Below are 23,084 nucleotides of genomic sequence, written 5' to 3' on the forward strand. Positions count from 1 at the left end.
TAGGGGACGGAGTATGTGGTCCCGGTTCGGTTTGGTGTGGCGTTTCTAGACTGTGTGCCTTTGGCCGCTATTGTTTAATCTGATGGTGAATAGAACGTCTAAGCAATGAAAAAGGCCCGCTTGCGCGGGCCTTTTTCTCATTCATGTTCGTAGGTTCTTGCGTCGAACCGACAAATTAGAATGCGTGGATCATGTTCAGGCCGAAGGCCTTCAGATCCTTGTTGGCGTTGTTCACGCCGCCTTTAACGTCGATCTGACCGTATTGCGCGCCGAAGGTGGTGCGCTTGGAGATCGCGTAGTCAACACCCAGAACGTACTGGTTGTAGCCGCTGTCATTCAGCTTAGCACCGCCGATTTCAACCTTGTCGCCACGGGCGTAGGTGAATTTCGGGGTAAAGGCACCCAGAGTGTAGGCCGCGGTCAGAGCGTATTCGCGGGTCTTAACGTTTTGAGTCAGGTCAACGTTGGTCAGATTCAGGCCTTTGCTAACCAGATCGTACCAAGTGGAGCCTTTAACTACGTCCAGGCCGCCTTTTTCTTGTTGGTAACCGAAAGCAACCAGCAGGTTGTTGGCGTTGTAGCCAACTTCCAGGCGATGCTTGTCGTTACGACGGGAGCTGACGCTGTCGATAATAGCGGTGCCTTCGCGTTGGAAGCTGTACTTACCGAAGAAGCCGCTGTTTTCGTAGCCCAGACCCAGATTGTAAACTTCGCGGTCGGATTGAACTTTGCCAGTGATTGCGTCAGCAGTACCGGCTTTGTTCTCTTTGGTGCCGTATTGCAGAGCGGCGCTGAAGCCAGCGATGCTAGGCAGATCGTAACGCACGGAGTTCTTCAGACGGTTGCCGTCGCGGGTGAAGATGCCCAGACCCAGCGCGTCGTTGCGGTATTCCCAGCTGTCGACGATGCCCATGTCGCTGTCCATGAAGTTGGACACGTTGCCCAGGCGCAGAGTGCCCAGGTCGCTTTGCAGGCCGATGAAGGAGTTACGGTTAGCAAAAGTACCGCTACCGGAGCCGCTACGGGTTTGGCCGTCGATGCCAAAACCAGTTTCAACTTGCCAGATAGCCTTCAGACCATTGCCCAGGTCTTCCTTGCCTTTGAAGCCGATACGGGAACCCAGGTCGTCGATGTTGGTTTGCTTGGTGGAACCATTGTCAACGTATTCAACGCCGCCTTTGATTTTGCCGTAGATGGTCACGTCAGCGAAAGCTGCAGCCGGCAGAGTAGCTACCAGCAGGGCGATCAGACTCTTTTTCATGGTCAAGTCATCCTTTTATATGGGTTTAGGAATGTGAGCAAATGCTATTGGCTAAGTTGTGTAAATGCAACTTTTCGGTAAATGCGGTGTTGCAAATCAACAACCAATTGTTGCTTTGTGTGTGTGGTTTTACATGGGAATGTCTGGCTAAGCCAATGAAATAAAGGGGTAAATCATGAAATCGACTCATTGCGTGCGGGTGTTGTAAAAATGCACTTGTTGGCCGAAAGCCTGATGCCATAAGGATAAGAGCGGGAAGGGGAAGGGGGAGGGTGATTCAGGGCGATGCAAAAAAAATAAGCCCGCGGAGGGCGGGCTCAAAAATCAACGTGACTTGAAGAGAATTCATGATGCCGCAAGACGCACACCAGAATGAATTCACAATCGAATCATAATAGAAAGCGATGTCTATGTAAATAGGCTGAAGCGAGGCTATTCGCTTGAGGTTGCGCTAATGGGTGTGAGTGTTAACTTGTTGTTTGTAAAATATATTTTGTTTTGTTTTGTCTGTTTTGAACCTATGCAAGGTTTACGGTCTGGGCGTGCGTCCGCATAGATTGTTTGGTTTTCCGGTTTTAGATTTAGCTTCTTTCGCTGGCTTCGCTTCCCGGTTAAGGTAGGCGAGTGGCATAGAGGAGCGCTGCGCGACTCGCCTTATATAGAAGGAAGGACTGACGAGATGAAACTGGAAACCCTGGCGGTGCATGCCGGCTATGCGCCGGATCCGACGACCAAGGCGGTGGCGGTGCCCTTGTACCAAACCACCAGCTACGCTTTCGACAGCACCCAGCATGGAGCGGATCTGTTCGACCTCAAGGTGCAGGGCAATATCTACACCCGCATCATGAACCCGACCACCGATGTGCTGGAGAAGCGGGTGGCGGCTTTGGAAGGCGGGATAGGCGCGCTGGCGGTGGCTTCCGGCATGGCGGCGATCACGTACGCGATACAAACCATCGCCGAGGCCGGCGACAACATCATCGCCACCAGCACCTTGTATGGCGGCACGTACAATCTGTTCGCCCACACGCTGCCGCAGCTGGGCATCGAGGTGCGTTTCGTCAGCCATCGCCATCCGGAGCGGATCGGCGACATGGCGGACGCGCGCACCAAGGCGGTGTTTTGCGAATCCATCGGCAATCCGTTGGGCAATGTGGTCGACTTCGCCGCCTTCGCCGATCACGCTCATCGTCACGGTTTGCCGCTGATCGTCGACAACACGGTGCCGTCTCCTTATCTATGCCGGCCCTTCGAGCACGGCGCCGATATCGTGGTGCATAGTCTGACCAAGTATCTGGGCGGCCACGGCAACAGCATAGGCGGCGCCATTGTCGACAGCGGGCGCTTTCCCTGGGCCGAGCACGCCGAGCGCTTCGCGCGCTTGAACACGCCCGACGTCAGCTACCACGGCGTCAACTATGTGGAAGCATTGGGCGCGGCGGCTTATATCGCGCGGGCGCGAGTGGTGCCCTTGCGCAATATGGGCGCGGCGCTGGCGCCGTTCAACGCCTTTCTTATTTTGCAGGGCATCGAGACGTTGGCGCTGCGCATGGACCGCATCTGCGCCAACGCGCTGCGCGTGGCCCAGCATCTGCGTGCGCACCCGGCGGTGGAGTGGGTCGAGTACGCCGGCCTGGAGGATCACCCGGACCATGCTCTGGCGCGACGATACTTCGGCGGCCGGGCTTCCGGCGTGCTGTCCTTTGGTATCCGCGGCGGCGCGGCGGCCGGCGGGCGCTTCATCGACGCTTTGCAACTGGTGACCCGGCTGGTGAATATCGGTGACGCCAAATCGCTGGCCTGCCACCCGGCCACCACCACCCACCGCCAACTGTCGGCCGATGAGCAACTGCGCGCCGGCGTGCGCCCGGAAATGGTGCGTTTGTCGATAGGCATCGAGCATATCGACGACATCCTGGCCGATATCGACCAGGCGCTGGCCGCGGCGGAACCTTGAGCGGGTCAGGCTCGCCGACGAGGAAGCGCACTCATATATAGATAAGCTCAGCCGCGGCGCAGCACTTGCGGATTCATGCCGTTGGGCAGGTGATGATGCCATTTGCCGTCGAGAAAGCTTTGGATCACATGCTGGACCTTGCCGTGTAAGGTCCAGCCGGCGTCTCGGGCGATGGCTGAGGCGGACAGAGGCTTGCCGTCGGCCTGCGGCGCCGGGGCAAGGTATTCCAGCGGGTGATTGGCCAGCATGGGGTGGTCGATCTCCTCGCGAGATAACAGGGTCAGCTGATGGTGCTGCGGGTCGTGCGCGATGCGTTGATAGAGCGCGTCGATGGCGTCTTCCGGGCCTTCCAGGATTTGCAGGAAGTCGTCGTTCAGCATCAGCAGCACGCTGACGATGTCCTGGCTCCGGTTGTAGTCGCGGAAACGGCGAATGCGGTTCTGCATGGCTTCGGCGGAAACCGGGTGATGGGCTGCGCTGCTGTAGATCAGGCGGATCATCTGCGCTCCTGCCGTGTGGCGAGTGCTTTCGCTTCAGTATAGCGCTTTAGAATCGAGCCAGCTTGAGCCAGCCCAATAGGCAGGCCAGCGCCACGGCGGCGTGAAGCCAGGCGCGGCGGCGGAACAGCCGGGCGCTTTGCCGCGGAGACAGGGTGGTGAGGATCAAGGGCGCGTCTTGATCGTCTCCCTGCAGCAATAAGGACGCCGGCTGCCGCGCCAACTCCTGCTGCAGGGCGACGACTTCGCGCTGCGCCGCCGCGCGCGCTAGCGACCATTCTTGCTCGCTGAGCTGCCCGTCTCCGTCCAGATCGAAGCGGCGCAGCAGGGCTTGTCTGTCGTTTTTCCATTCGGCCAGTTTGGCGCCGATATCCAGGCGAAGGTCCAGCGCGCTGGCGCGCGCGTCCAACCGTCGCAGCCGGCCGCGCACATAGATGGCCTCGCCTTCGTCTATCCATTCCTCTATCAGCAACATGCCGTCCTCATGCCAGCGACGCCGGCGGCGAGCGACCACTTGGGCGCCGCCGGGGAGAATGGTGGCTTCCGCGTCGCCGTCCACCAGGAGAAAGCTGTCGTCGCTGCTGACTTCCGGCGGGTTGGCGCGGGTCGCCAGCCGGTTGGAGCGTTGCATGGCCCAGGTCAGCCAGTCCTCCCAGTCCAGTTTGCCGCGCTCGTCTATGCGCCAGCAGCGGTACCAGGCGCAGCGTCGGCCGCTCAAGGGGCTGTAATTGGGCGCGTTCGGATGGCAGCGGGCCTGGCCGCATAATTCGACTTGGCCCAAGGCCGCGCTGGCCAGTTTAGATGTCGGAGTGTCCGCCACCTGGCGGTAATGGCGGTAATTCAGACGCCAGCCTATCAGCCCGACTACCGCCGCGATCAGCAGGCCATGGCGGGCCTCGCCGCCAAGCAGCCATGAGGCGGCGGCAAGCAGGTACAGGGCCAAGCCCAGGCCCGGCAGCAGGGAGGCGAGCGCCGGCATGTCAGTTGCGCGCGAACAGCGCTTTCATGTCCACGTCGCGGGTTTCCGCGGCGGCGAAGCGCAGCGGCCGGGCCGGCGGGAAATGAAACAGGCGGGCCAGCAGCACGTCGGGGAACTGCTCGATGCGGGCGTTGTGGAGTTTGACCGCCTCGTTGTACAGTTCGCGGCGATCGGCCAGCGCCTCCTCCAACTGGGTGATGCGCGCGCTCAATTGCGCGAACTGCTGGTCGGCCTGCAGCGCAGGATACGCCTCGGCCACCGCGTATAGCTGGCCGATCAGGCCGTGCAAGCGTCCTTCGGCCGCGCCGAGGGCCTCCGGATCCCGCGCTCGGGCGGAGTCGGCCACCGCGCCGCGGGCGGCCATCACTTGCGTCAGGGTTTCTTGTTCGAACTGGGCGTATTGCCGGCATACTTCGACCAGCTTGGGCAATTCGTCGTGGCGTTGTTTGAGGATGACGTCGATATTGGCCCAGCTTTGCGTTAGCTGGTGCTTCAAATTGATCAGCGCGTTGTATAGCGTGATCAAGTAGACGAGGACGACGGTGATGAGGCCGAGGAAAACGGCGAGCTTCATGATGGGGTCTCTCCGGGACAGGCGTCGCCGATGCGCGGCGTCCATGTCGGCATTATCGTGCAAGGCTGTTTTTTTGTCTGCGCCCGGATTCGCGCACGCGCGGGCGGCTTGAGGTTTTCGGGAGGAAGCGTGATTCGGATCAACATCATAGGCGCGGGGCGTCTGGGCAAGACCTTGGCGGCGCTGGCGCGGCGTTCCGGCCGCTACCGGGTGCAGGACGTGATGACGCGCGGCGCGGATTCCGCCGTCGCCGCCTGCGCCTTCATCGGCGCGGGGCGTCCGGTGACCGCATGGGCGGAGTTGGCCGCCGCCGACCTGTACCTGCTGGCGGTGCCGGACGCGGCGATCGCCGACTGCGCTTTGCGGCTGGCGGAGACGGAGGTGCCGGCCGGCGCGGTGGTGTTTCACGCCAGCGGCGTCAGCGGAGCCGAGCTGTTGCGGCCGGCGGCGGCGCGCGGCGCGCACGTCGGCAGCCTGCATCCGGCCTTTTCCTTCGCCGATCCGGCCATCGCGCTTGAGGGGTTTTCCGACGTGCTGTGCGCGCTGGAGGGCGACGCCGAAGCGTGCCTTGTCTTAAGGGAATTGGCGCAGGCCATAGGCGGGCGGCCGTTTCAATTGGCCGAGGGCGGCAAGCCGGCCTATCACGCGGCCTTGTCGGTGGCGTCCAATTATCTGGTGACGCTGACTGCCATCGCGCGGCGGCTGGCCGGCCAGGGCGGGGTGCCCGAGGCGCTGCTGACGCCCTTGCTGGGCGGTCTGATGCGGCAAACGCTGGACAATGCCTTGGCGCTGGGGCCGCAGGCGGCTTTGACCGGGCCCATCGCGCGCGGCGACGCCTCGACGGTGGCCCTGCATTTGCAGGCGATGGACGATGCCGATTTGCGCGCCGCCTACCAGGCCTTGGGCCGGCAGACGGTGGCGCTGGCCGGCGAGCGCCTGTCCGAGCAGGCGCGCCGGCAAGTGCTGAGCGCGCTGGCGCCCGCGGAGGGCTCAGGCAGCTAGCGCCACCTTGAACACCTGGCGCAGATAGGCGAGGAAGGTTTCGTCGCTGCACATGGTCTTGCCGGGGCTGTCGGACAGCTTGGCCACCGGCTGGCCGTTGCAGCTGACCAGCTTGAGCACGATTTGCAGCGGTTCCAGTCCCATGTCGTTGGTGAAATGAGTGCCGATGCCGAAGCTGACCTGGATCTGCGGGCTGAAATGGCGGTGCAGGTCCAGCGCGCTGTCCACGCTCAGACCGTCGCTGAAGGTCAGCATCTTGGTGGCGGGATCGATGCGCAGCTTGCGGTAATGCGCGATCGCCTTTTCGCCCCATTGATAGGGATCGCCGCTGTCGTGGCGCAGACCGTCGAACAGCTTGGCGAAGTAGAGGTCGAAGTCCGCCAGGAAGGCGTCCATGCCCACCACGTCGGTCAGCGCGATGCCGAGGTCGCCGCGGTATTCCTGCACCCAGGATTCCAGCGCCGCTTTCTGGAAGTCGCGCAGCCGCACGCCCAGCGCCTGGAAGGCCTGGAAGAACTCGTGGGCCATGGTGCCTATCGGAGTGATGCCCAGCTTCCAGGCCAGGTAAACATTGCTGGTGCCGCGGAAAATGTCCGGCAAGGCGGTGTTCAGGCGCTCCACCACATGCTGCTGCCAGTCCCGGCTGAAACGGCGGCGGGTGCCGAAATCGGCGATCAGCAAGGGAAAGCGCTGCTGCGCGGCCTCGCTGTCGCGGAAGCGTTCCAGCACGGCGATTTTCGCTTCCAGCCGGCGCAGGCCCTCGGAGCGGACCTCAGCCGAGTCCAGGCGGCGGAAATACAATTCGTTGACGATGGCGAGCACGAAGATTTCAAAAAACATCGCCTGCACCAGCGGTCCCTTGATGCGGATCGCCAGTTCCCCGTCCTCGCAGGATACGGTGATGAAGCGCCGCTGCAGGTGGAACAATTCCAGGTAATCGACGAAATCGCTTTTGATGAAGCGCAGGGTGCGCAGATAGGCCAGCTCTTCCTGGGTGAAGTGCAGCTGGCACAGCCAGTCCAATTGCGCTTCCAGCTCTTTCTTCAGCTGGGTCAAGGGCATGTCCGGGCGGTTGCGGCACTTGAACTCGTACTCGCCGTGCGAGGCCGGGAACTGGTGCAGCACCACTTGCAGCATGGTGAACTTGTAAAGGTCGGTGTCCAGCAGAGAATGGATCAGCGGCGGAATCTTGGCCATGGCGGGCTCAGGCGGCGTGAATGATGAAAATGGCCGGGCGCTTGTGCAGGTCCGGCGCGTCCTTGGGCCAGTCCTTGACCCGTCGGCTGACGATGGTCTGGCTCGGCAAGGTCAGATCGCAGGCCACCGCCAGCCGGGTGGCCGGGGACAGCGTGTCGCGCAATTGCTGCAGCAGCGCGTTGTTGCGGTACGGCGTTTCGATGAAGACCTGGGTCTCGTTGCGCTGGCGCGAACGCTGCTCCAGCTCCTTGACGATTTTTGCCTTGTCGGTGGCGTCCACCGGCAGGTAGCCGTGGAAGGCGAAGCACTGGCCGTTGGCGCCGCTGGCCATCAGAGCCAGCAGGATGGAGGACGGGCCGATCAAGGGCTCCACCCGCAAGCCGCGCTCATGCGCCAGCGCCACCAGTTGCGCGCCGGGGTCCGCCACCGCCGGGCAGCCGGCTTCGGAGATCAGGCCCAGATCGTGGCCATCCAGCAGCGGTTGCAGCAAGGCGGCGACGTCGGCGGCCGGGGTGTGTTCGTTCAGCGTGCTCATGGCGAGTTCGCGGATGGGCGCGCTGACGCCCAGCGCCTTCAGGTGTTTGCGCGCGGTTTTTTCGGCTTCCACCACGAAACGGGTCAGGTGTAGCACTTTGGCGCGCTCGGCTTCGGGCAGCCAGGCGATGGATTCGTCGCCCAAGGGGGCGGGGATCAGGAACAGGGTGCCGCTCATCGCAAAATCTCCACGCCTTCATCGGCCAGCATCGTAATCAGTTTGAACAGAGGCACGCCGATCAGCGCATTGGGATCGTCGGACTCCACGCGCTCCAGCAGCGCGCCGCCGAGGCCCTCGCTCTTGGCGCTGCCGGCGCAGTGCAGCGCGTCCGGCTCGCGTTCCAGATAGTTGCGGATTTGCGCTTCGCTCAGCGCGCGCAGGGTGACGCGGGTGATGCCCACCGCTTCTTGCAGCCGGCGCTCGGCGCTGTTGTACAAGGCCAGCGCCGAATGAAACACCACGGTCCGGCCGCTCATCCATTGCAGCATCTTGACGCCGTTTTCGAACGATCCTGGCTTGCCGATCTGCTGTCCGTCAAGCAAAGCCACTTGATCGGAGCCTATGATCAGCGCTTGCGGATGCTTGTCCGCCAGCGATTGCGCCTTGGTGCGGGCCAGCCGGACCGCGGTTTCCAGCGCGGTTTCGCCCGGCAGCGGGGTTTCGTCGCACACCGGCGGTTCGGCGTGGAAGGGCAGGCCCAGGCGGGCGATGATTTCTTGGCGGTAGCGGGAGGTGGAGGCCAGTACGATCTGCATGATGTGGACGTCGCTTGTTGCGGAGCCGGGGCGGCCTGGCGGCGCGCGCGGAGGGCTCCTTGTTTCTTTTGACAAATCAGGGGAATGGATTGTACCATGCGAGGTTTATGTCTAAACCGATTTTGATCGATCCGCTCAAGTTCGCCCGGGAAGGGCGTTCGCAGGCCGGCAAACTGCCGGTTGGCGAGCTGGATGAGCGCGTGCACAGCGACCTGTCCGACACCTCCGGGAACGTGGAATACGCCCTGGACGGTTTTCGCGACAGCTTGAACCGTTTGTCGCTGCGTCTTCATTTGTCCGGGGAACTCAAAGTGACCTGCCAGCGCTGCATGGAAAGCATGCCGTACAGCCTGGACACCGATTCGGTGGTCACCTTGTTTACCGATCCGGACAAGCTGGAAGAGGCTTGCGAGCAGGACGAGGAGCTGGACGCTATCATCGCCGAGCCGGAACTGAACCTGACGGCGTTGATCGAAGACGAAATCATTATGGGCTTGCCGCTGTCGCCGAAACACGACGACTGCGGCAGGGAAACTCTCTCGCTCGCCAAGGCTGACAAGCCCAATCCGTTTGCGGTGCTGGCGGCGCTTAAGAGACCCAAGTCCGAGTAAAACCCGGATTCGAACCGAATCTACTTGAATTTCTTAGGAGTCGACCATGGCTGTTCAACAGAACAAAAAGTCCCCGTCCAAGCGCGGCATGCATCGTGCACACGATTTTCTGACCGCTCCGGCTCTGGCAGTTGAAGCCAGCACCGGCGAAGCGCACCTGCGCCACCACATCAGCCCGAACGGTTTCTACCGCGGCCGCAAAGTTGTGAAGACCAAGGGCGAGTAATCTCCCCGTTTTCCTACTTTCCCCACTGATTAGGCAGCACTATTACCGCACTCGTTGATGACTATCACCGTCGCGGTTGATGCAATGGGCGGTGACGTTGGCCTCAAGGTTACCGTCCCTGCATCGATCCAATTCCTGCAGAACCATCCCGACACCCGTTTGATTCTTGTTGGCGACCAAGCAGCCCTAGAGGCTGAACTGGCCGCGCATCAAGGCGTCGCGCGTGAACGCATCCGCATCCAGCACGCCACCCAAGTGGTGGGCATGGATGAGGCGCCTCAGCTCGCCTTGAAGAACAAGAAAGATTCGTCGATGCGGGTGGCCATTAATCTGGTCAAAGAAGGCGAGGCTCAGGCCGCCGTGTCCGCCGGCAACACCGGCGCGCTGATGGCGACCGCGCGTTTCGTACTCAAGACCATTCCCGGCATCGACCGTCCCGCCATCGCCAAAATGCTGCCCACCGTCAAGGGCTCGTCTTGCGTGTTGGATTTGGGCGCCAACGTCGATTGCACCCCAGAACAACTGTTGCAGTTCGGCATCATGGGATCCGAACTGGTGGTGTGCCTCAGCGGCAACGCCAGCCCCAGCGTCGGCCTGCTGAACATCGGTTCGGAAGACATCAAGGGCAACGACAATATCAAGAAGACCGCCGAACTGCTGCGCCAGTCCGAGCTCAATTTCCACGGCAACGTGGAGGGCGACGACATCTGTAAAGGCACGGTGGATGTGGTAGTCTGCGACGGTTTTACCGGCAATGTGGCTTTGAAGACAGCTGAGGGGCTGGCTCACATGTTTGCCGTGTTCCTGCGCGAAGAGTTTGGCCGCAGCTGGTGGACGCGTTTGTGCGCTCTGGCCGCGCTGCCGGTGCTCAAACTGTTCAAGAGGCGCATCGATCCCCGCCGCTACAACGGCGCCAGCTTGCTGGGGCTGCGCGGCATCGTGGTGAAAAGCCACGGCGGGACCGATGTCACAGGATTCCGTTACGCGCTGGAGCAGGCTTGCGAGGAAGCCGGTTCCGACGTGATTGGTCACATCGCCGACCGGATTGCGCACCAATTAAACAATCTCAAGCAGTCCGAGGCGGAAGCGAACTGACAACCATGGGCTATTCCCGCATTCTAGGCACCGGCAGCTTTCTGCCCGAGCAGGTGCTCACCAATGCGCAGTTGGCCGAACGCGTGGATACCAGCGACGAGTGGATAGTCTCTCGCACCGGCATCCACGCGCGCCATATTGCCGCAGAGGAACACAAAACCAGCGATCTCGCGCTCAAGGCGGCGGAAGCCGCGATTCAGAGCGCGGGCATCGACAAGCACGAGATCGATCTGATCATCGTGGCCACCACCACTCCCGATATGGTCTTCCCCAGCACCGCCTGTCTGTTGCAGGAAAAGCTGGGCATTCCCGGCTGCGCGGCATTCGACGTGCAGGCGGTGTGCGCCGGCTTCATGTTCGCGCTGGTGACCGCCAACAACTACATCAAGAGCGGCATGGCCCGCCGCGCTCTGGTGGTGGGCGCGGAAATCATGTCGCGGGTGCTGGACTGGGACGACCGCCGCACCTGCGTGCTGTTCGGCGACGGCGCCGGCGCGGTGATTCTCGGCGACTCCGAGGAGCCGGGCATCCTGCACGCCAAGCTGGCGGCGGACGGCCGCTACAAGGACATTCTCAACACTCCGGCCCAGATTTCCGGCGGCAAGATTCAGGGCATGCCCTATCTGCACATGGACGGCCCGGCGGTGTTCAAATTCGCGGTCAAAGCCCTGTCCGACATCGCCGCCAAGACGCTGGCGGAAGCCGGCGTCGACAAGAGCGAAGTGGACTGGCTGGTGCCGCATCAGGCCAATCTGCGCATCATAGAATCCACCGCCAAGCATCTGGGCTTGCCGATGGAACGCGTGATCGTCACATTGCCGCAACAGGGCAATACCTCCGCCGCATCGATTCCTCTGGCCTTGGACTGCGCGGTGCGCGACGGCCGCATTCGTCCAGGCCAGACCGTATTGCTGGAAGGCATAGGCGGCGGTTTCGCCTGGGGCGCTGTATTGTTGAAGATCTGACCCGAAACATTGGCGCGCAAGCCGCCGACGGCTGACCGTGAGGTCACTAGCCTCTGCGATATTTGATCGTTAGGCTTGGCAGACGTCGCCGGTTTGCGTCATTCTTGCGTCGAATTCTCTGGAGTCGACTATGGCGTTTGCTTTTCTGTTCCCGGGCCAAGGCTCGCAAAGCTTGAAAATGATGGACGGCTTTGCCGACCTCCCCGTGGTGAAACACACTTTTGACGAAGCATCGGACGCCTTGAGCGTCGACCTGTGGGCGATGCTGCAGGCGGACTCGGCCGACGAGATCAACGCCACCGTCAATACCCAGCCCATCATGCTGGCCGCCGGCTACGCCACTTATCTGGCCTGGCAGGAGTTGAACGGCCGTCAGCCGACGCTGGTGGCAGGCCACAGCCTGGGCGAATACACCGCCCTGGTGGCGGCGGCGGCCTTGCCCTTCGCCGAAGCGGTGAAACTGGTGCGCCTGCGCGCCGAGGCGATGCAGTCCGCGGTGCCGGTGGGCGTCGGCGCGATGGCCGCCATCCTGAACCTGTCCGATGAGGACATCCGCGCCGCCTGCGCGGAAGCGGCTCAGGGCGAAGTGGTGGAAGCGGTCAATTTCAATTCGCCGGGCCAGGTGGTGATCGCCGGCCATAAGGGCGCGGTGGAGCGGGCCATGGAACAGTGCAAGGCCCGCGGCGCCAAGCGCGCGCTGCCTTTGCCGGTATCGGTGCCCTCGCATTGCGCGTTGATGCGGCCCGCGGCGGAGCAACTGGCCGCGGCGCTGGCGCAAGCGGATATCGGCGCGCCGGCCATTCCGGTGCTGCACAACGCCGACGTCGCCAGCTACAACGAGCCGGCGCAGATCCGCGACGCGCTGACCCGTCAGCTCTACATGCCGGTGCGCTGGACCGAAACCATCCAGAAGCTGGCCGCCGACGGCGTGACGCAGATGGCGGAATGCGGGCCGGGCAGAGTGCTGGCCGGCCTGGCCAAGCGCATCGACGGCAACATCAAATGCCTGGCGCTGACCGATGTGGCGGCGCTGGAAGCCGCTCGCGGCGAACTGAACTGAATGCAATGCGGCCGCGTCAAGGCGGGGCCGGAATAACGATAAGGAGACTGCAATGAGCCTGCAAGGCAAAGTGGCATTGGTCACCGGCGCATCGCGCGGCATCGGCGCGGCGATCGCCGCGGCGCTGGCGGCCGAAGGCGCCGTAGTGATCGGCACCGCGACCAGCGAGGCCGGCGCAGCGAGCATCCACGAGCGCCTGTCCGCACAGGGCGGCGCCGGCCGGGTGTTGAATGTGACCGAGGCCGGCGCGATCGACGCGCTGGTCGAATCCATCGAAAAAGAATTCGGCGCGATCGCCATCCTGGTCAATAATGCCGGCATCACCCGCGACGGCTTGCTGATGCGGATGAAGGACGAGGACTGGGACGACATCATGGACACCAATCTGAAATCGGTGTTCAAGGCGTCCAAGGCCGTGTTGCGCGGCATGATGAAGGCGCGCTTCGGCCGCATCGTCAATATCGCTTCGGTGGTGGGCGTGTCCGGCAACCCGGGCCAGACCAATTATTCGGCGGCCAAGGCCGGCATCATCGGCTTCACCAAGTCGATGGCGCGCGAGGTGGGCAGCCGCAACATCACCGTCAACTGCGTGGCCCCCGGCTTCATCGACACCGATATGACCCGCGCGCTGCCGGAAGCGCAACGCGCGGCGCTGGTCGAGCAGATCGCCCTGGGCCGCCTGGGCGACGCCAAGGATATCGCCGACGCCACCGCTTTTTTGGCGTCGGATCGCGCTGGCTATATCACCGGCCAGACGCTGCATGTCAACGGCGGCATGTTGATGCCGTGAACGAGCTTGCGGCCCGCCTGGAGATTTAGGTAGGCTGCTCTAATTTTTTTTTGTAGAATACCGGGGTTTTGTTATCCCGAATCAGAAAGGTCAAGGGTTTAAACAAATGGAAAACATCGAAGCGCGCGTTAAGAAGATCGTTGCCGAACAACTGGGCGTGAACGAAGCCGAAGTGAAAATCGAATCTTCGTTCGTGGACGATCTGGGCGCCGACTCCCTCGACACCGTTGAGCTGGTAATGGCTCTGGAAGAAGAGTTCGAGTGCGAAATTCCGGATGAAGAGGCCGAGAAGATCACCACCGTTCAGCAAGCCGTCGACTACGTCACTGCCCACCTGAACAAGTAATTCCTTCCCTTTCGAGGGGTATTAGGACCTCTGCCCGGAGCCTTCTGGTCTCTTCGCAGAGGTCTTTTGCCAAGAGGATGCCAAACGCGCGTTTGATCCCTGCCAAACCGTAGGGCATCGCAATGCGTGGACGGTCTCGTGGGGAGACTGCCCTCCCATCTCTCACGGAGATTCTTCGTGTCAAAACGCAGAGTTGTAGTAACCGGCCTGGGCCATGTGTCCCCGGTCGGCAATGATGTCGCCACCGGCTGGGCCAATTTGCTGGCCGGCAACAGCGGCATCGCCAAGATTACCCGTTTCGACGCCAGCGACATGGCTTGCCAGATCGCAGGCGAAGTGAAGGGCTTTGAGATCAGCGACTATATCTCGCCGAAGGAAGCCCGCCGCAACGACCTGTTCATCCACTACGGCATCGCCGCGGCGTTGCAAGCTGTGGCGGACGCGGGCCTGGACGACGTGCCGGGCCTGGACAAGACCCGGGTCGGCGTCAACATCGGTTCCGGCATCGGCGGCCTGCCGCTGATCGAGGAAACCGGCGTGGCCTTGATGGAGGGCGGTCCGCGCAAGATCGGCCCCTTCTTCATCCCGGGCTCGCTGATCAATCTGATCGCCGGCCAGGTGTCCATCCTGAAAGGCTATCAGGGTCCGTCCTACGGCATCGTGTCCGCCTGCACCACCGGCGCGCACTGCATCGGCGACGCGGCTAGGCTGATCCAGTACGGCGACGCCGACGTGATGGTGGCCGGCGGCGCCGAAGGCGCGGTTTCGCGCTTGGGCATCGGCGGTTTCGCCGCGATGAAGGCCTTGTCCACGCGCAACGACGATCCGGCCACGGCTTCCCGTCCCTGGGACAAGGGCCGCGACGGCTTCGTGATGGGCGAGGGCGCCGGCGTGCTGGTGCTGGAAGACTATGAGCACGCGGTCAAACGCGGCGCCAAGATCTACGCCGAGCTGATCGGCTTCGGCATGAGCTCGGACGCTCACCACATCACGGCGCCGAGCGCGGAAGGCCCGGCGCGCGGCGTGAGCAACGCGCTGCGCGACGCCGGCATCAACGCCGACCAGGTGCAGTACGTGAACGCTCACGGCACGTCCACGCCCCTGGGCGACGCCAATGAAACCACGGCGATCAAGCTGGCGTTTGGCGACCACGCCAAGAAGCTGGTGGTCAACTCCACCAAGTCGATGACCGGCCACTTGCTGGGCGGCGCGGGCGGCGTGGAGGCGATCTACACCATTCTGGCGGTGCACAACCAGGTTTCGCCGCCCACCATCAACCTGAACGATCAGGATGTGGAGGCCGGCTGCGATCTGGATTACGTGGCCAATACCGCGCGCGAGATGAAGATAGACATCGGCATCTCCAACTCCTTCGGTTTTGGCGGCACCAACGGCACGCTGGTGTTCAAGCGCGTCTGATCGTCGTCTTGTCGATTGACAGTCCGAACCGCTGCGCTACACTCGCAGCGGTTTTTCTTTGTTTTCACGCCGTCCGGGTCAAAGCGGGCGGCAAGCTGCGCCGGGCTGCCGGCCCGGGACTTCTCGATGTTCACTCAGAAACTGGATTTTGCGCCGGACCTGCTGGCGATGCATGCGGCGGATCCGCAAACCTTTCCGTATTTGATGATGTCCTCCGGCGACGCCGGCTGGGATCTGTTGCTGCTGGAAGACGGCCGTGAGCTGTTTCACGCCGGCGAGGGCGGCGATTTTCTGCGCCGCCTGGCCGAGTTCAAGCCGCAGCCGGTCGATAACCGTCATCAACTGCCTTTCGTCGGCGGGCATTTCCTTTACCTGGGCTACGATCTGCTGTCCGAATTCGAGCCCAGCGTGGCCGATGCGCTGCCGGACAGCTTTCCGCTGGCGGCGCTGGCGCGCACCCCGGCCGCGGTGCTGGTGGATCGCCGCGAAGCTTGCGGCTGGATCGTGGCGGAAAGCGCGGAGCTGTGGCAGCGTGCGCTGAGCCTGGCCCAGGCGGCGCCGGTCTTCGAGCCCTGTCCGGTGGCGTTGCGGGGCTTGGAGGAAGACCCGCCGCAGTGGTACACCGACGCGGTCGTCCGCCTCAAGCGCTACATCTACGAAGGCGATGTGTTCCAGGTGAATATTTCGCGCGGCTGGCGCGCCGAACTGGAAGCCGGCGTCGCCGCGGCCGATCTCTTCGCCGCGCTGCGCCGCACCAACCCGGCGCCGTTCTCGGCCTTGGCGGATTTCGGCGGCGCGCAGATCGTCAGCTCCTCGCCGGAGCGGCTGGTGCGGGTGCGCGACGGCTGGGCGGAAACGCGGCCCATCGCCGGCACCCATCCGCGCTCGCCGGACCCGGCGGAAGACGCCGCCTTGAAGCAGCGGCTGATTTCCAGCGTCAAGGAGCGGGCCGAGCATGTGATGCTGATCGATCTGGAGCGCAACGATCTGGGCCGCATCTGCCAGCCCGGCAGCGTGGAGGTCAACGAACTGATGGCGGTGGCCAGTTACGCCTATGTCCACCATATCGAATCCAATGTCCGCGGCCGCCTGCGTCCCTGCGTCGGTCCGGCGGAAACGCTGCGCGCCTTGTTTCCCGGCGGCACCATCACCGGCTGTCCCAAGGTGCGCACCATGCAAATCATCCGCGAACTGGAAAACAGCGCGCGCCGCGCCTATACCGGCAGCCTGGGCTATCTCAACCGCGACGGCAGCATGGACCTGAACATCCTGATCCGCACCTTTATGCAGGAGGGGAGCGCGCTGCGCTTCCGCGCCGGCGGCGGCATCGTCGCCGACTCCGATCCGGAACGCGAACTGCAGGAAACCCGCCACAAGGCGCGCGGCCTGCTGCGGGCGCTGGGCGTGGAGCAGGCCTGATGGCGATGCTGATCAACGGCGGGCCCGGCGAGCGGATCGCCGCGGCGGACCGCGGCCTGGCCTACGGCGACGGCGTGTTCCGCACGCTGGAGCTGCTGAACGGCCGGCCGCGCTTGTGGGCCTGGCAGTACGCGCGCCTGTGCGAGGACGCGCGCCGGCTGCGCCTGCCTCCGCCCGAAGAAGCGCTGTTGCTGGCCGAACTGGCCGCGGCGGCGGACGGCCTGCCGCGCGCGGCGGCCAAGATCGTGCTGACCCGCGGCGAAGGCGCGCGCGGCTACGCGACGCCGGAGGCGCCGTCTTGCACCCGCATCGTCAGCGCCGCGGCCTGGAACGGCTATCCGCCGGAGCGCGCCGAACAGGGCGTGACGGCGCGCTGGTGCGAAACCCGCTTGGCCTTGCAGCCGGCGCTGGCCGGCATCAAGCATCTGAACCGGCTGGAGAACGTGCTGGCGCGCTCGGAATGGCGAGACCCCGCCATCGCCGAAGGCCTGATGCTGGATATGGAAGGCTGGGTGGCGGAGGGCACGATGAGCAATGTCTATCTGCTGGAAGGCGAGGCCATCGTCACGCCAAGGCTGGACCGTTGCGGCGTGAACGGCGCGGTGCGGGATTGGTTGACCGCGCATTGTTTGGATATCGGACTCTTTTTTACTGAAACGCGACTTTCCGCCCCGCGCTTGATTGACGCCGATGCGGTGTTTCTCTCCAATAGCCTGATGGGTATCTGGCAGATTACCCGCCTGGGCGAGCGTAGCTGGACGCCTCATCCGCTATTGAGCGCCCTGCGACACAGCTTGTCGCTTCAAGCCTGAGGCCAGGCGCCGGGAGGGCAGTTCCCGGCCCGCAGACAGGCCTGCCCGGACCGCGTCCGTTCTCTTGTTCATGCCGCCCTCGACGGGCGGATCTCCATTCTTCCGACTGGCGCGCCGTGTCCGGACCGGGCATGGCGGCAAGCGCACGCGCGGATCGCGAACAACATTAGACCAAAGACCAAGCTCAGAGAGGTTGCCGTGAAATTGATTCTTAAACTACTGGCCGGCATGGCGGTTGGCCTGGCGCTGGGGCTATGGGCCCCGGACGGCCCGTTGGCCCTGCTGATGACTTTCAAAGCCCTGTTCGGGCAGTTCATCGGCTTCATGATTCCGCTGATCATCGTGTTCTACATCATGAGCGGCATCGCCGCGCTGGAGTCCAACTCCGGCAAGATGCTGGGCTGGACCGTGGGGCTGGCTTACTGCTCCACCATTCTGTCCGGGCTGGCGGCTTTCGCCGTCGCCTCCGGCGTTTTGCCGTCCTTGATCGCTCAGGGCGTGCACGCCACCGACAAGCCGGCGGCGATCAAGGCCTTGTTCACGCTGGAGATCAAGCCGCTGTTCGACGTGATGACCGCGCTGATGCTGGCCTTCGTGTTCGGCCTCGGCATCGCCGTCACTCGCGCGCTGCGCCTCAAGGAGGTGGTGGATCAGGGCAAGGACATCGTCGAGCTGGTCTTGGCCAAGGTGCTGATTCCGCTGCTGCCGGCCTATATCGCCTGCGTCTTCGCCGAGATGGCGGCCGACGGTTCGGTGTTTTCCACGTTGAAGACTTTCGGCGTGGTGCTGGTGCTGGCCATCGCCATGCACTGGATCTGGCTGACCCTGCTGTACACGGTGACTGGCCTCGCCAGCGGCCGCAATCCCTGGTCCTTGATCCGCAATATGTTGCCGGCCTACCTGACCGCGCTGGGCACCATGTCGTCGGCGGCGACGATTCCGGTGGCGCTGCGCTCGGCCAAGCAGATGAAGGTGTCCGGCCCGGTGGCGGATTTCGTGATGCCCTTGTGCGCCACCATCCATCTGTGCGGCTCCACCATCACCCTGGTCACCTGCGCCACCGCGGTGATGCTGATGACGGCCGGCCTGGACGTGCCGAGCTGGGACGTGATGTTCCCCTTCATCCTGCTCTTGGGCGTGACCATGGTGGCGGCGCCGGGCGCGCCGGGCGGCGCGGTGATGTCGGCGCTGGGCATTCTGGCCAGCATGCTGCACTTCCCCGAGGCCAGCCTGGCCTTGATGATCGCGCTCTACCTGGCGCAGGACAGCTTCGGCACCGCCTGCAATGTTACCGGCGACGGCGTGATCGCGCTGTGGCTGGATCGCATTATGGGCCGGCCGGCGGAAGCGGAAGGCAAGCCGGCTTCTCAGCAGGCCTAAATCCAAGTCATAGATTTATGTGAACTATACAACGAGCATTTAATTATTTTTAGAGATAAAGAGAGCCATGTATATTGAGCGGGTCTTTCTGGCGCAGTAGAGCGCTGGCGGCTTTTGGCGGTTTTGTCGTCAAAGGCAGCCTCTTACTGTTTGTCGGTTCAACAGAACCGCATGCAGGTTTCTCTCGTATCCTGTTTGGGCCGAACGATGTTCGGCCTTTTTTCTTGTTTGTTTTCTTGGCGCATGCCGGGAGGCGCAATGTCGGCGATGGCGGAGTGTGAGGTAGCGGTTCTGGACCTGGGCGCGCGGCAGGCGCGGGCGGCGTTGCCGCGTCTGAATCAGATGCTGGCGCGGCATGGCTTCGAGGCGGAGCCGCTGGCCTGGCGCGAAGAGCGCGTGCGCGGCCGGCATGAGGACTGGCGCTTCCGCAGCGTCTTCCAGCCGGTGTACCGCTTGCAGGACGGGGAGCCCAAGCTGTGGTCGGTGGAGGCGCTGGCGCGGGTGTCGGACCGCTTTGGCGGCCAGCTGATTCCCACCGTGCTGTTCGCCGCGGAAACCACGCCGCGCCGCACCGTGTACGTGGACCGGCAGCTGCGCTGCCTGCACCTGCTCAATTTTCTGCTGCAATCGCCGCCGCCGGGCCTGGTGCTGTCGCTCAACGTCAATGCCCAGCATCTGGTGAACGTCAGCGAGGCGCACGGACAATTCTTCGCCGAGGCCTTGCAACTGCTGGGGGTGGAACCGCGCCATGTCTGCCTGGAAATCGTGGAGGACGCGGTCAGCGATCCGGTGCGGCTGCACGGCGCGGTGCAGCGCTACCGCGATCTGGGTTTTTTGATCTCTCTGGACGACTTTGGCCAGGGCGCGTCCAATCTGGAGCGGGTGTGGCTGCTGGAGCCGGATTACGTCAAGCTGGACAAGGTGCTGATGCGGCGCGCGCTGATGCGGCCGGCGCTGCGCGACAAGCTGGCCGAGCTGGTGGCCATCCTGAAGCTGCACGGCGCCAAGGTGGTGGGCGAGGGCATTGAAAGCGAAATGCAGCTGGACATCGCTCGCGCCGCCGGCTGCGATTTCGTCCAGGGCTTTCACTTGGCGCGGCCGACGGACAGCCTCAGCTGGCCAATTTCTTAGAACCTGTGTACGAGCTCGCGAGCTAAGGCGAAAACGGCAGAGAAAGCGGAGTGTACATGCGGTGCATGAGCATTTCGAAGCGCTGCTCGCCGTGTAAGGTCTCACGACGCGCGGCAGATCATAAGCCGGTTCTTAATCCAGCGGCTGAAACCACTCCTCATGGCGGCTCAGCGCCGCCAGACCGCATTCGGCGCTGACATCCAGCCAGAGACGGCGGAAAGCGTCGGCGTCGGGAATCCCTTCATACACTTCCATCCAGGTGCCGGCGTCGTCGCGGCGGCGCAGCAGGCGGCCGGCGACGCCGGCGCGGGCCAGGACGCCGGCTTGCAGCGTTCGCAGCTGCGCAAGCAGGGGCGCGTTGTCCGCATCGGCCTTGAAATAGCAATAAAAACTGTAGCGCATCGTATGTCCTAAGCAGGGCGCGCGGGATCGCGTCGCAACGGAGTGGTTGTCAGCCGACATTAGGCAGGTATGATAGCCGTTCTAGGTTCCGCCATGGATAGAGGAGAAGCGGTGCAGCAAGGGATGGATACCCTGGTGGTGGTGGGCGTCGGTTTGATCGGCGGCTCTTTCGCCTTGTCGCTGAAGCGCGCCGGGATGGCGCGGCATGTGATCGGCGTCGGCCGCACCCGGGAAAACCTGGAGCGGGCCTTGGAACTGGGTGTGGTGGACGAGATCAGCCAGGACTTGGCCGCCGTGGCCGAACGCGCCGATCTGGTGCTGTTGGCCTCGCCGGTGGGGCAGATGGGCGCGCTGATGGCGGCGATGGCGCCGAAGCTGCGGCCGGAGACCATCGTCACCGATGCCGGCAGCACCAAGGGCGACGTGGTGGAGTTGTACCGACGGCATTTGCCGAGCCAACTGGCGCATTGCGTGCCGGCGCATCCCATCGCCGGTTCCGATCTGTCCGGCGCCGCCGCCGCGCAGTACGGGCTGTACGAAAACCGCAAGGTGGTGTTGACGCCGCTGCCGGAGACCCTGCCTTCCGTCGCGGAGCGGGTGGCGGCGCTATGGCGCGCCTGCGGCGCGGACATCCACAGCATGACGGCGGAGGAGCACGACGCGGTGTTCGCCACCGTCAGCCACCTGCCGCACTTGCTGGCTTTCGCCTATGTGGACATGGTGGCGGGCAAGGCCGACGCCGAGCGTTGCTTCGATTTCGCCGCCACCGGTTTTCGCGATTTCACCCGCATCGCCGGCAGCCATCCGGAAATGTGGACCGACATCAGCCTGGCCAACCGCGACGCGTTGCTGCAGGAGCTGGACCGTTACCGCGCCGGGCTGGACCAACTGCGCCAGATGCTGGACGCCGGCGACGGCGAGCGGCTGGCGGAGCGTTTCGGCGCGGCGCGCGGCGCGCGCACGCGCTGGCATCAGCAATTCATGCGCAAGGCTTGATCCATGAATGAGGGCAAGGTGGTGCTGATCACCGGCGCTTCGCGCGGCATAGGCGCGGCGACGGCGCGGCTGGCGGCGGCGGAGGGCTGGCGCGTCGCCGTCAATTACCGCCGCGATCGGGCCGGAGCGGAGGCCGTGGCGGCCGAGTTGCGGCATGCGGGCGCGGACGCCGAGGCGTTTTGCGCCGATGTCTCGCTCGAGGCGGACATCGTCGGCCTGTTCGACGCGGTGGCGGGCCGCTACGGCCGCCTGGACGCCCTGGTCAACAATGCCGGCGTCACCGCGCCGATAGGCCGGTTGGAGGATTACTCGGCGCAGCGGGTGGAGCAGGTGTTGCGCAGCAATGTGCTGGGCCCCATTCTCTGCTGCCGCGAGGCGGTGCGCCGGATGTCCACCCGTCATGGCGGCGTCGGCGGAGCCATCGTCAACGTTTCTTCCGCCGCGTCGCGGCTGGGCTCGGCCGGCGAGTATGTCGATTACGCCGCCAGCAAGGGCGCTGTCGACACCCTAACCCTGGGTCTTGCGCGGGAAGTGGCCGCCGAAGGCATCCGCGTCAACGCGGTGCGCCCGGGCCTGATCCACACCGGCATTCATGCCGCCAGCGGCGAGCCGGGCAGGGTGGAGCGCCTGGCCGGCAGCGTGCCGATGGGGCGCGGCGGCGCGGCCGAGGAGGTGGCGGCCGCCATCGTCTGGCTGTTGTCCGACGCCAGCTCTTTTTGCACCGGCAGCCTGCTGGACGTCAGCGGGGGGCGTTGAGCCAGCGCTCGCGCATCAAGTTCAGAAACTGGCTGACCAGCGGCGAGTCTTCGTCCAGCCGCGTGGCCAAGCCCATCGCCAGATATGCGCCCTCGTCCAGCAGCGGCACATAGCGCACGCCGGGAAGCCGCACGCATTCCAGCGGCGAGGGCAGGATGGCGATGCCGAGTCCGGCGGCCACCAGGCCGATCTGCGTGATCGCCTCGCCGGCCTCCTGCCTCGGCCGCCAGTCCATGCCTTGCCGGCTCGCCAGCTCGCGCAGCACCGTGTTCAAGCCGGTGCCGGCCTCCTGCGGGTAGCCGATCAGACTTTCCCCGCGCAATTGCTCCAAGCGCAGCGCCGGCAGGCCGGCCAGCGGATGCTCGGCGCTGATTACCACCCGCAGCGCGTCTCGCTGCAACTCCACCACCGCGATGTCCGCCATCGGTTCCAGGCCGTTGAAGCGGACGAAGCCGATATCCAGCCGCCGTTGCAGCAAAGCCTGGTACTGGTCGGTGGTGAACATCTCGCGCAACTTGAGGCCGACCTCCGGGAAACGCAGACGATAGTCGTGCAGGCCGGCGTGCAGGATGGGGGACAGCGGCAGAGACGAAGTGAAGCCTATGCTCAATTCGCCTATCTCGCCGTGCGCGGCGCGTCTGGCTTCCGCCGCGGCCAGGTCCGCGTCGGCCAGAATGCGCTGGGCCCGGCTCAGGAATTGGCGGCCGGCCTCGGTTAGCTCCACCTTGCGCTGGTGGCGGCGCAGCAGCCGCACGCCCAGTTCGGACTCCAGAGCCTGGATCTGCTGGCTGAGCGGAGGCTGGCCGATGTGCAAGCGCTGGGCCGCGCGGGTGAAGTGGAGTTCCTCGGCAACCGCAACGAAATAGCGTAGATGGCGTAGTTCCATGATTGATATTTTAAAAGTATCAAATGATGTTTA

Annotated in this window: 25 protein-coding genes; 16 read left to right on the forward strand and 9 right to left on the reverse strand. The window is 63.8% G+C overall.

The genetic code is table 11. The features are described 5' to 3' along the window. Positions 1-175: 175 nt before the first annotated feature. On the reverse strand, positions 176-1,261 hold the full coding sequence (locus tag JC616_RS05890) for a porin (protein WP_227107201.1): 1,086 nt from the start codon (positions 1,259-1,261) through the stop codon (positions 176-178). Positions 1,262-1,940: 679 nt separating this feature from the next. On the opposite strand from JC616_RS05890, the gene JC616_RS05895 reads away from it, so the two are divergent. Then, a complete protein-coding gene (locus JC616_RS05895; RefSeq protein ID WP_227107203.1) occupies positions 1,941-3,218 on the forward strand; it encodes a bifunctional O-acetylhomoserine aminocarboxypropyltransferase/cysteine synthase in 1,278 nt (425 codons plus the stop codon). Positions 3,219-3,265: 47 nt separating this feature from the next. Here JC616_RS05895 and JC616_RS05900 read toward each other — a convergent pair whose 3' ends face one another. From JC616_RS05900 to JC616_RS05910, 3 genes are read right to left on the reverse strand one after another with little or no spacing between them, the layout of a single operon-like run. Beyond that, positions 3,266-3,718: a BLUF domain-containing protein gene (locus tag JC616_RS05900; protein WP_227107205.1), complete on the reverse strand. Its 453-nt coding sequence runs from the start codon at positions 3,716-3,718 to the stop codon at positions 3,266-3,268. 46 nt (positions 3,719-3,764) lie between these two features. Next, positions 3,765-4,694 (reverse strand): hypothetical protein, encoded by a 930-nt coding sequence (locus tag JC616_RS05905; protein WP_227107208.1) that lies wholly within the window; start codon positions 4,692-4,694, stop codon positions 3,765-3,767. 1 nt (position 4,695) lies between these two features. Beyond that, positions 4,696-5,268 (reverse strand): LemA family protein, encoded by a 573-nt coding sequence (locus JC616_RS05910; RefSeq protein ID WP_227107210.1) that lies wholly within the window; start codon positions 5,266-5,268, stop codon positions 4,696-4,698. Between the two features lie 129 nt (positions 5,269-5,397). Here JC616_RS05910 and JC616_RS05915 point away from each other — a divergent pair, with 129 nt between their 5' ends. Beyond that, a complete protein-coding gene (locus tag JC616_RS05915) occupies positions 5,398-6,270 on the forward strand; it encodes a Rossmann-like and DUF2520 domain-containing protein (RefSeq protein WP_227107211.1) in 873 nt (290 codons plus the stop codon). Here JC616_RS05915 and pncB read toward each other — a convergent pair. The 3 genes from pncB to JC616_RS05930 are packed head-to-tail and all read right to left on the reverse strand — an operon-like array spanning position 6,259 to position 8,757. After that, positions 6,259-7,458, reverse strand: coding sequence for a nicotinate phosphoribosyltransferase (pncB, locus tag JC616_RS05920; protein ID WP_227108553.1), 1,200 nt, complete (start codon positions 7,456-7,458; stop codon positions 6,259-6,261). The two genes, JC616_RS05915 and pncB, sit on opposite strands and share 12 nt — an antisense overlap. Before the next feature lie 16 nt (positions 7,459-7,474). Continuing rightward, positions 7,475-8,179, reverse strand: a complete 705-nt coding sequence (locus JC616_RS05925; RefSeq protein WP_227107220.1) for an SAM-dependent methyltransferase — start codon at positions 8,177-8,179, stop codon at positions 7,475-7,477. After that, positions 8,176-8,757, reverse strand: coding sequence for a Maf family protein (locus tag JC616_RS05930; protein ID WP_227107222.1), 582 nt, complete (start codon positions 8,755-8,757; stop codon positions 8,176-8,178). The genes JC616_RS05925 and JC616_RS05930 overlap by 4 nt, the downstream gene beginning before the upstream one ends. 107 nt (positions 8,758-8,864) lie before the next feature. Here JC616_RS05930 and JC616_RS05935 point away from each other — a divergent pair, with 107 nt between their 5' ends. From JC616_RS05935 to JC616_RS05990, 12 genes are all read left to right on the forward strand, one after another. Further along, entirely contained in the window at positions 8,865-9,368 is a 504-nt protein-coding gene (locus JC616_RS05935) for a YceD family protein (protein WP_107798365.1), read from the forward strand. A gap of 46 nt (positions 9,369-9,414) precedes the next feature. After that, positions 9,415-9,594, forward strand: a complete 180-nt coding sequence (gene rpmF / locus JC616_RS05940; RefSeq protein ID WP_011136965.1) for a 50S ribosomal protein L32 — start codon at positions 9,415-9,417, stop codon at positions 9,592-9,594. A 57-nt stretch (positions 9,595-9,651) separates the two neighbouring features. After that, entirely contained in the window at positions 9,652-10,689 is a 1,038-nt protein-coding gene (gene plsX / locus JC616_RS05945) for a phosphate acyltransferase PlsX (protein WP_107798366.1), read from the forward strand. 5 nt (positions 10,690-10,694) lie between these two features. Beyond that, positions 10,695-11,654, forward strand: coding sequence for a beta-ketoacyl-ACP synthase III (locus tag JC616_RS05950; protein WP_107798367.1), 960 nt, complete (start codon positions 10,695-10,697; stop codon positions 11,652-11,654). A gap of 130 nt (positions 11,655-11,784) precedes the next feature. Beyond that, positions 11,785-12,714: an ACP S-malonyltransferase gene (fabD, locus tag JC616_RS05955; RefSeq protein WP_107798368.1), complete on the forward strand. Its 930-nt coding sequence runs from the start codon at positions 11,785-11,787 to the stop codon at positions 12,712-12,714. 52 nt (positions 12,715-12,766) lie between these two features. Further along, the gene (fabG, locus tag JC616_RS05960; protein WP_107798369.1) at positions 12,767-13,504 is read left to right on the forward strand and encodes a 3-oxoacyl-ACP reductase FabG; all 738 of its coding nucleotides are present in this window, start codon (positions 12,767-12,769) and stop codon (positions 13,502-13,504) included. 106 nt (positions 13,505-13,610) lie between these two features. After that, entirely contained in the window at positions 13,611-13,850 is a 240-nt protein-coding gene (gene acpP / locus JC616_RS05965) for an acyl carrier protein (RefSeq protein WP_019103041.1), read from the forward strand. Positions 13,851-14,027: 177 nt separating this feature from the next. Then, the gene (fabF, locus tag JC616_RS05970; protein WP_107798370.1) at positions 14,028-15,269 is read left to right on the forward strand and encodes a beta-ketoacyl-ACP synthase II; all 1,242 of its coding nucleotides are present in this window, start codon (positions 14,028-14,030) and stop codon (positions 15,267-15,269) included. Positions 15,270-15,395: 126 nt separating this feature from the next. Further along, positions 15,396-16,688: an aminodeoxychorismate synthase component I gene (locus JC616_RS05975; protein WP_227107224.1), complete on the forward strand. Its 1,293-nt coding sequence runs from the start codon at positions 15,396-15,398 to the stop codon at positions 16,686-16,688. Next, positions 16,688-17,500: an aminodeoxychorismate lyase gene (pabC, locus tag JC616_RS05980; protein WP_227107226.1), complete on the forward strand. Its 813-nt coding sequence runs from the start codon at positions 16,688-16,690 to the stop codon at positions 17,498-17,500. Before JC616_RS05975 ends, pabC begins: the two co-directional genes overlap by 1 nt. A 198-nt stretch (positions 17,501-17,698) precedes the next feature. Further along, the gene (locus tag JC616_RS05985) at positions 17,699-18,880 is read left to right on the forward strand and encodes a dicarboxylate/amino acid:cation symporter (protein WP_107798373.1); all 1,182 of its coding nucleotides are present in this window, start codon (positions 17,699-17,701) and stop codon (positions 18,878-18,880) included. A 258-nt stretch (positions 18,881-19,138) separates the two neighbouring features. Next, complete coding sequence (locus tag JC616_RS05990; RefSeq protein WP_107798374.1) at positions 19,139-20,011, forward strand: EAL domain-containing protein; 873 nt, start codon at positions 19,139-19,141, stop codon at positions 20,009-20,011. A gap of 132 nt (positions 20,012-20,143) precedes the next feature. Here JC616_RS05990 and JC616_RS05995 read toward each other — a convergent pair whose 3' ends face one another. Beyond that, the gene (locus JC616_RS05995) at positions 20,144-20,413 is read right to left on the reverse strand and encodes a DUF4936 family protein (RefSeq protein ID WP_227107228.1); all 270 of its coding nucleotides are present in this window, start codon (positions 20,411-20,413) and stop codon (positions 20,144-20,146) included. A gap of 93 nt (positions 20,414-20,506) precedes the next feature. Between JC616_RS05995 and JC616_RS06000 the strand changes: the two genes are divergently transcribed. Both JC616_RS06000 and JC616_RS06005 read left to right on the forward strand, forming a co-directional pair. Then, positions 20,507-21,409, forward strand: a complete 903-nt coding sequence (locus tag JC616_RS06000) for a prephenate dehydrogenase (protein WP_227107230.1) — start codon at positions 20,507-20,509, stop codon at positions 21,407-21,409. A 3-nt stretch (positions 21,410-21,412) separates the two neighbouring features. Next, a complete protein-coding gene (locus JC616_RS06005) occupies positions 21,413-22,165 on the forward strand; it encodes an SDR family oxidoreductase (protein WP_227107232.1) in 753 nt (250 codons plus the stop codon). On the opposite strand, the gene JC616_RS06010 is transcribed toward JC616_RS06005, so the two are convergent. Further along, positions 22,149-23,051, reverse strand: a complete 903-nt coding sequence (locus tag JC616_RS06010; RefSeq protein WP_227107234.1) for a LysR family transcriptional regulator — start codon at positions 23,049-23,051, stop codon at positions 22,149-22,151. The genes JC616_RS06005 and JC616_RS06010 overlap by 17 nt on opposite strands. Positions 23,052-23,084 lie beyond the last annotated feature (33 nt).

The sequence above is a fragment of the Chromobacterium rhizoryzae genome (assembly GCF_020544465.1).
In the GTDB taxonomy this organism is placed as follows: Bacteria; Pseudomonadota; Gammaproteobacteria; order Burkholderiales; family Chromobacteriaceae; genus Chromobacterium.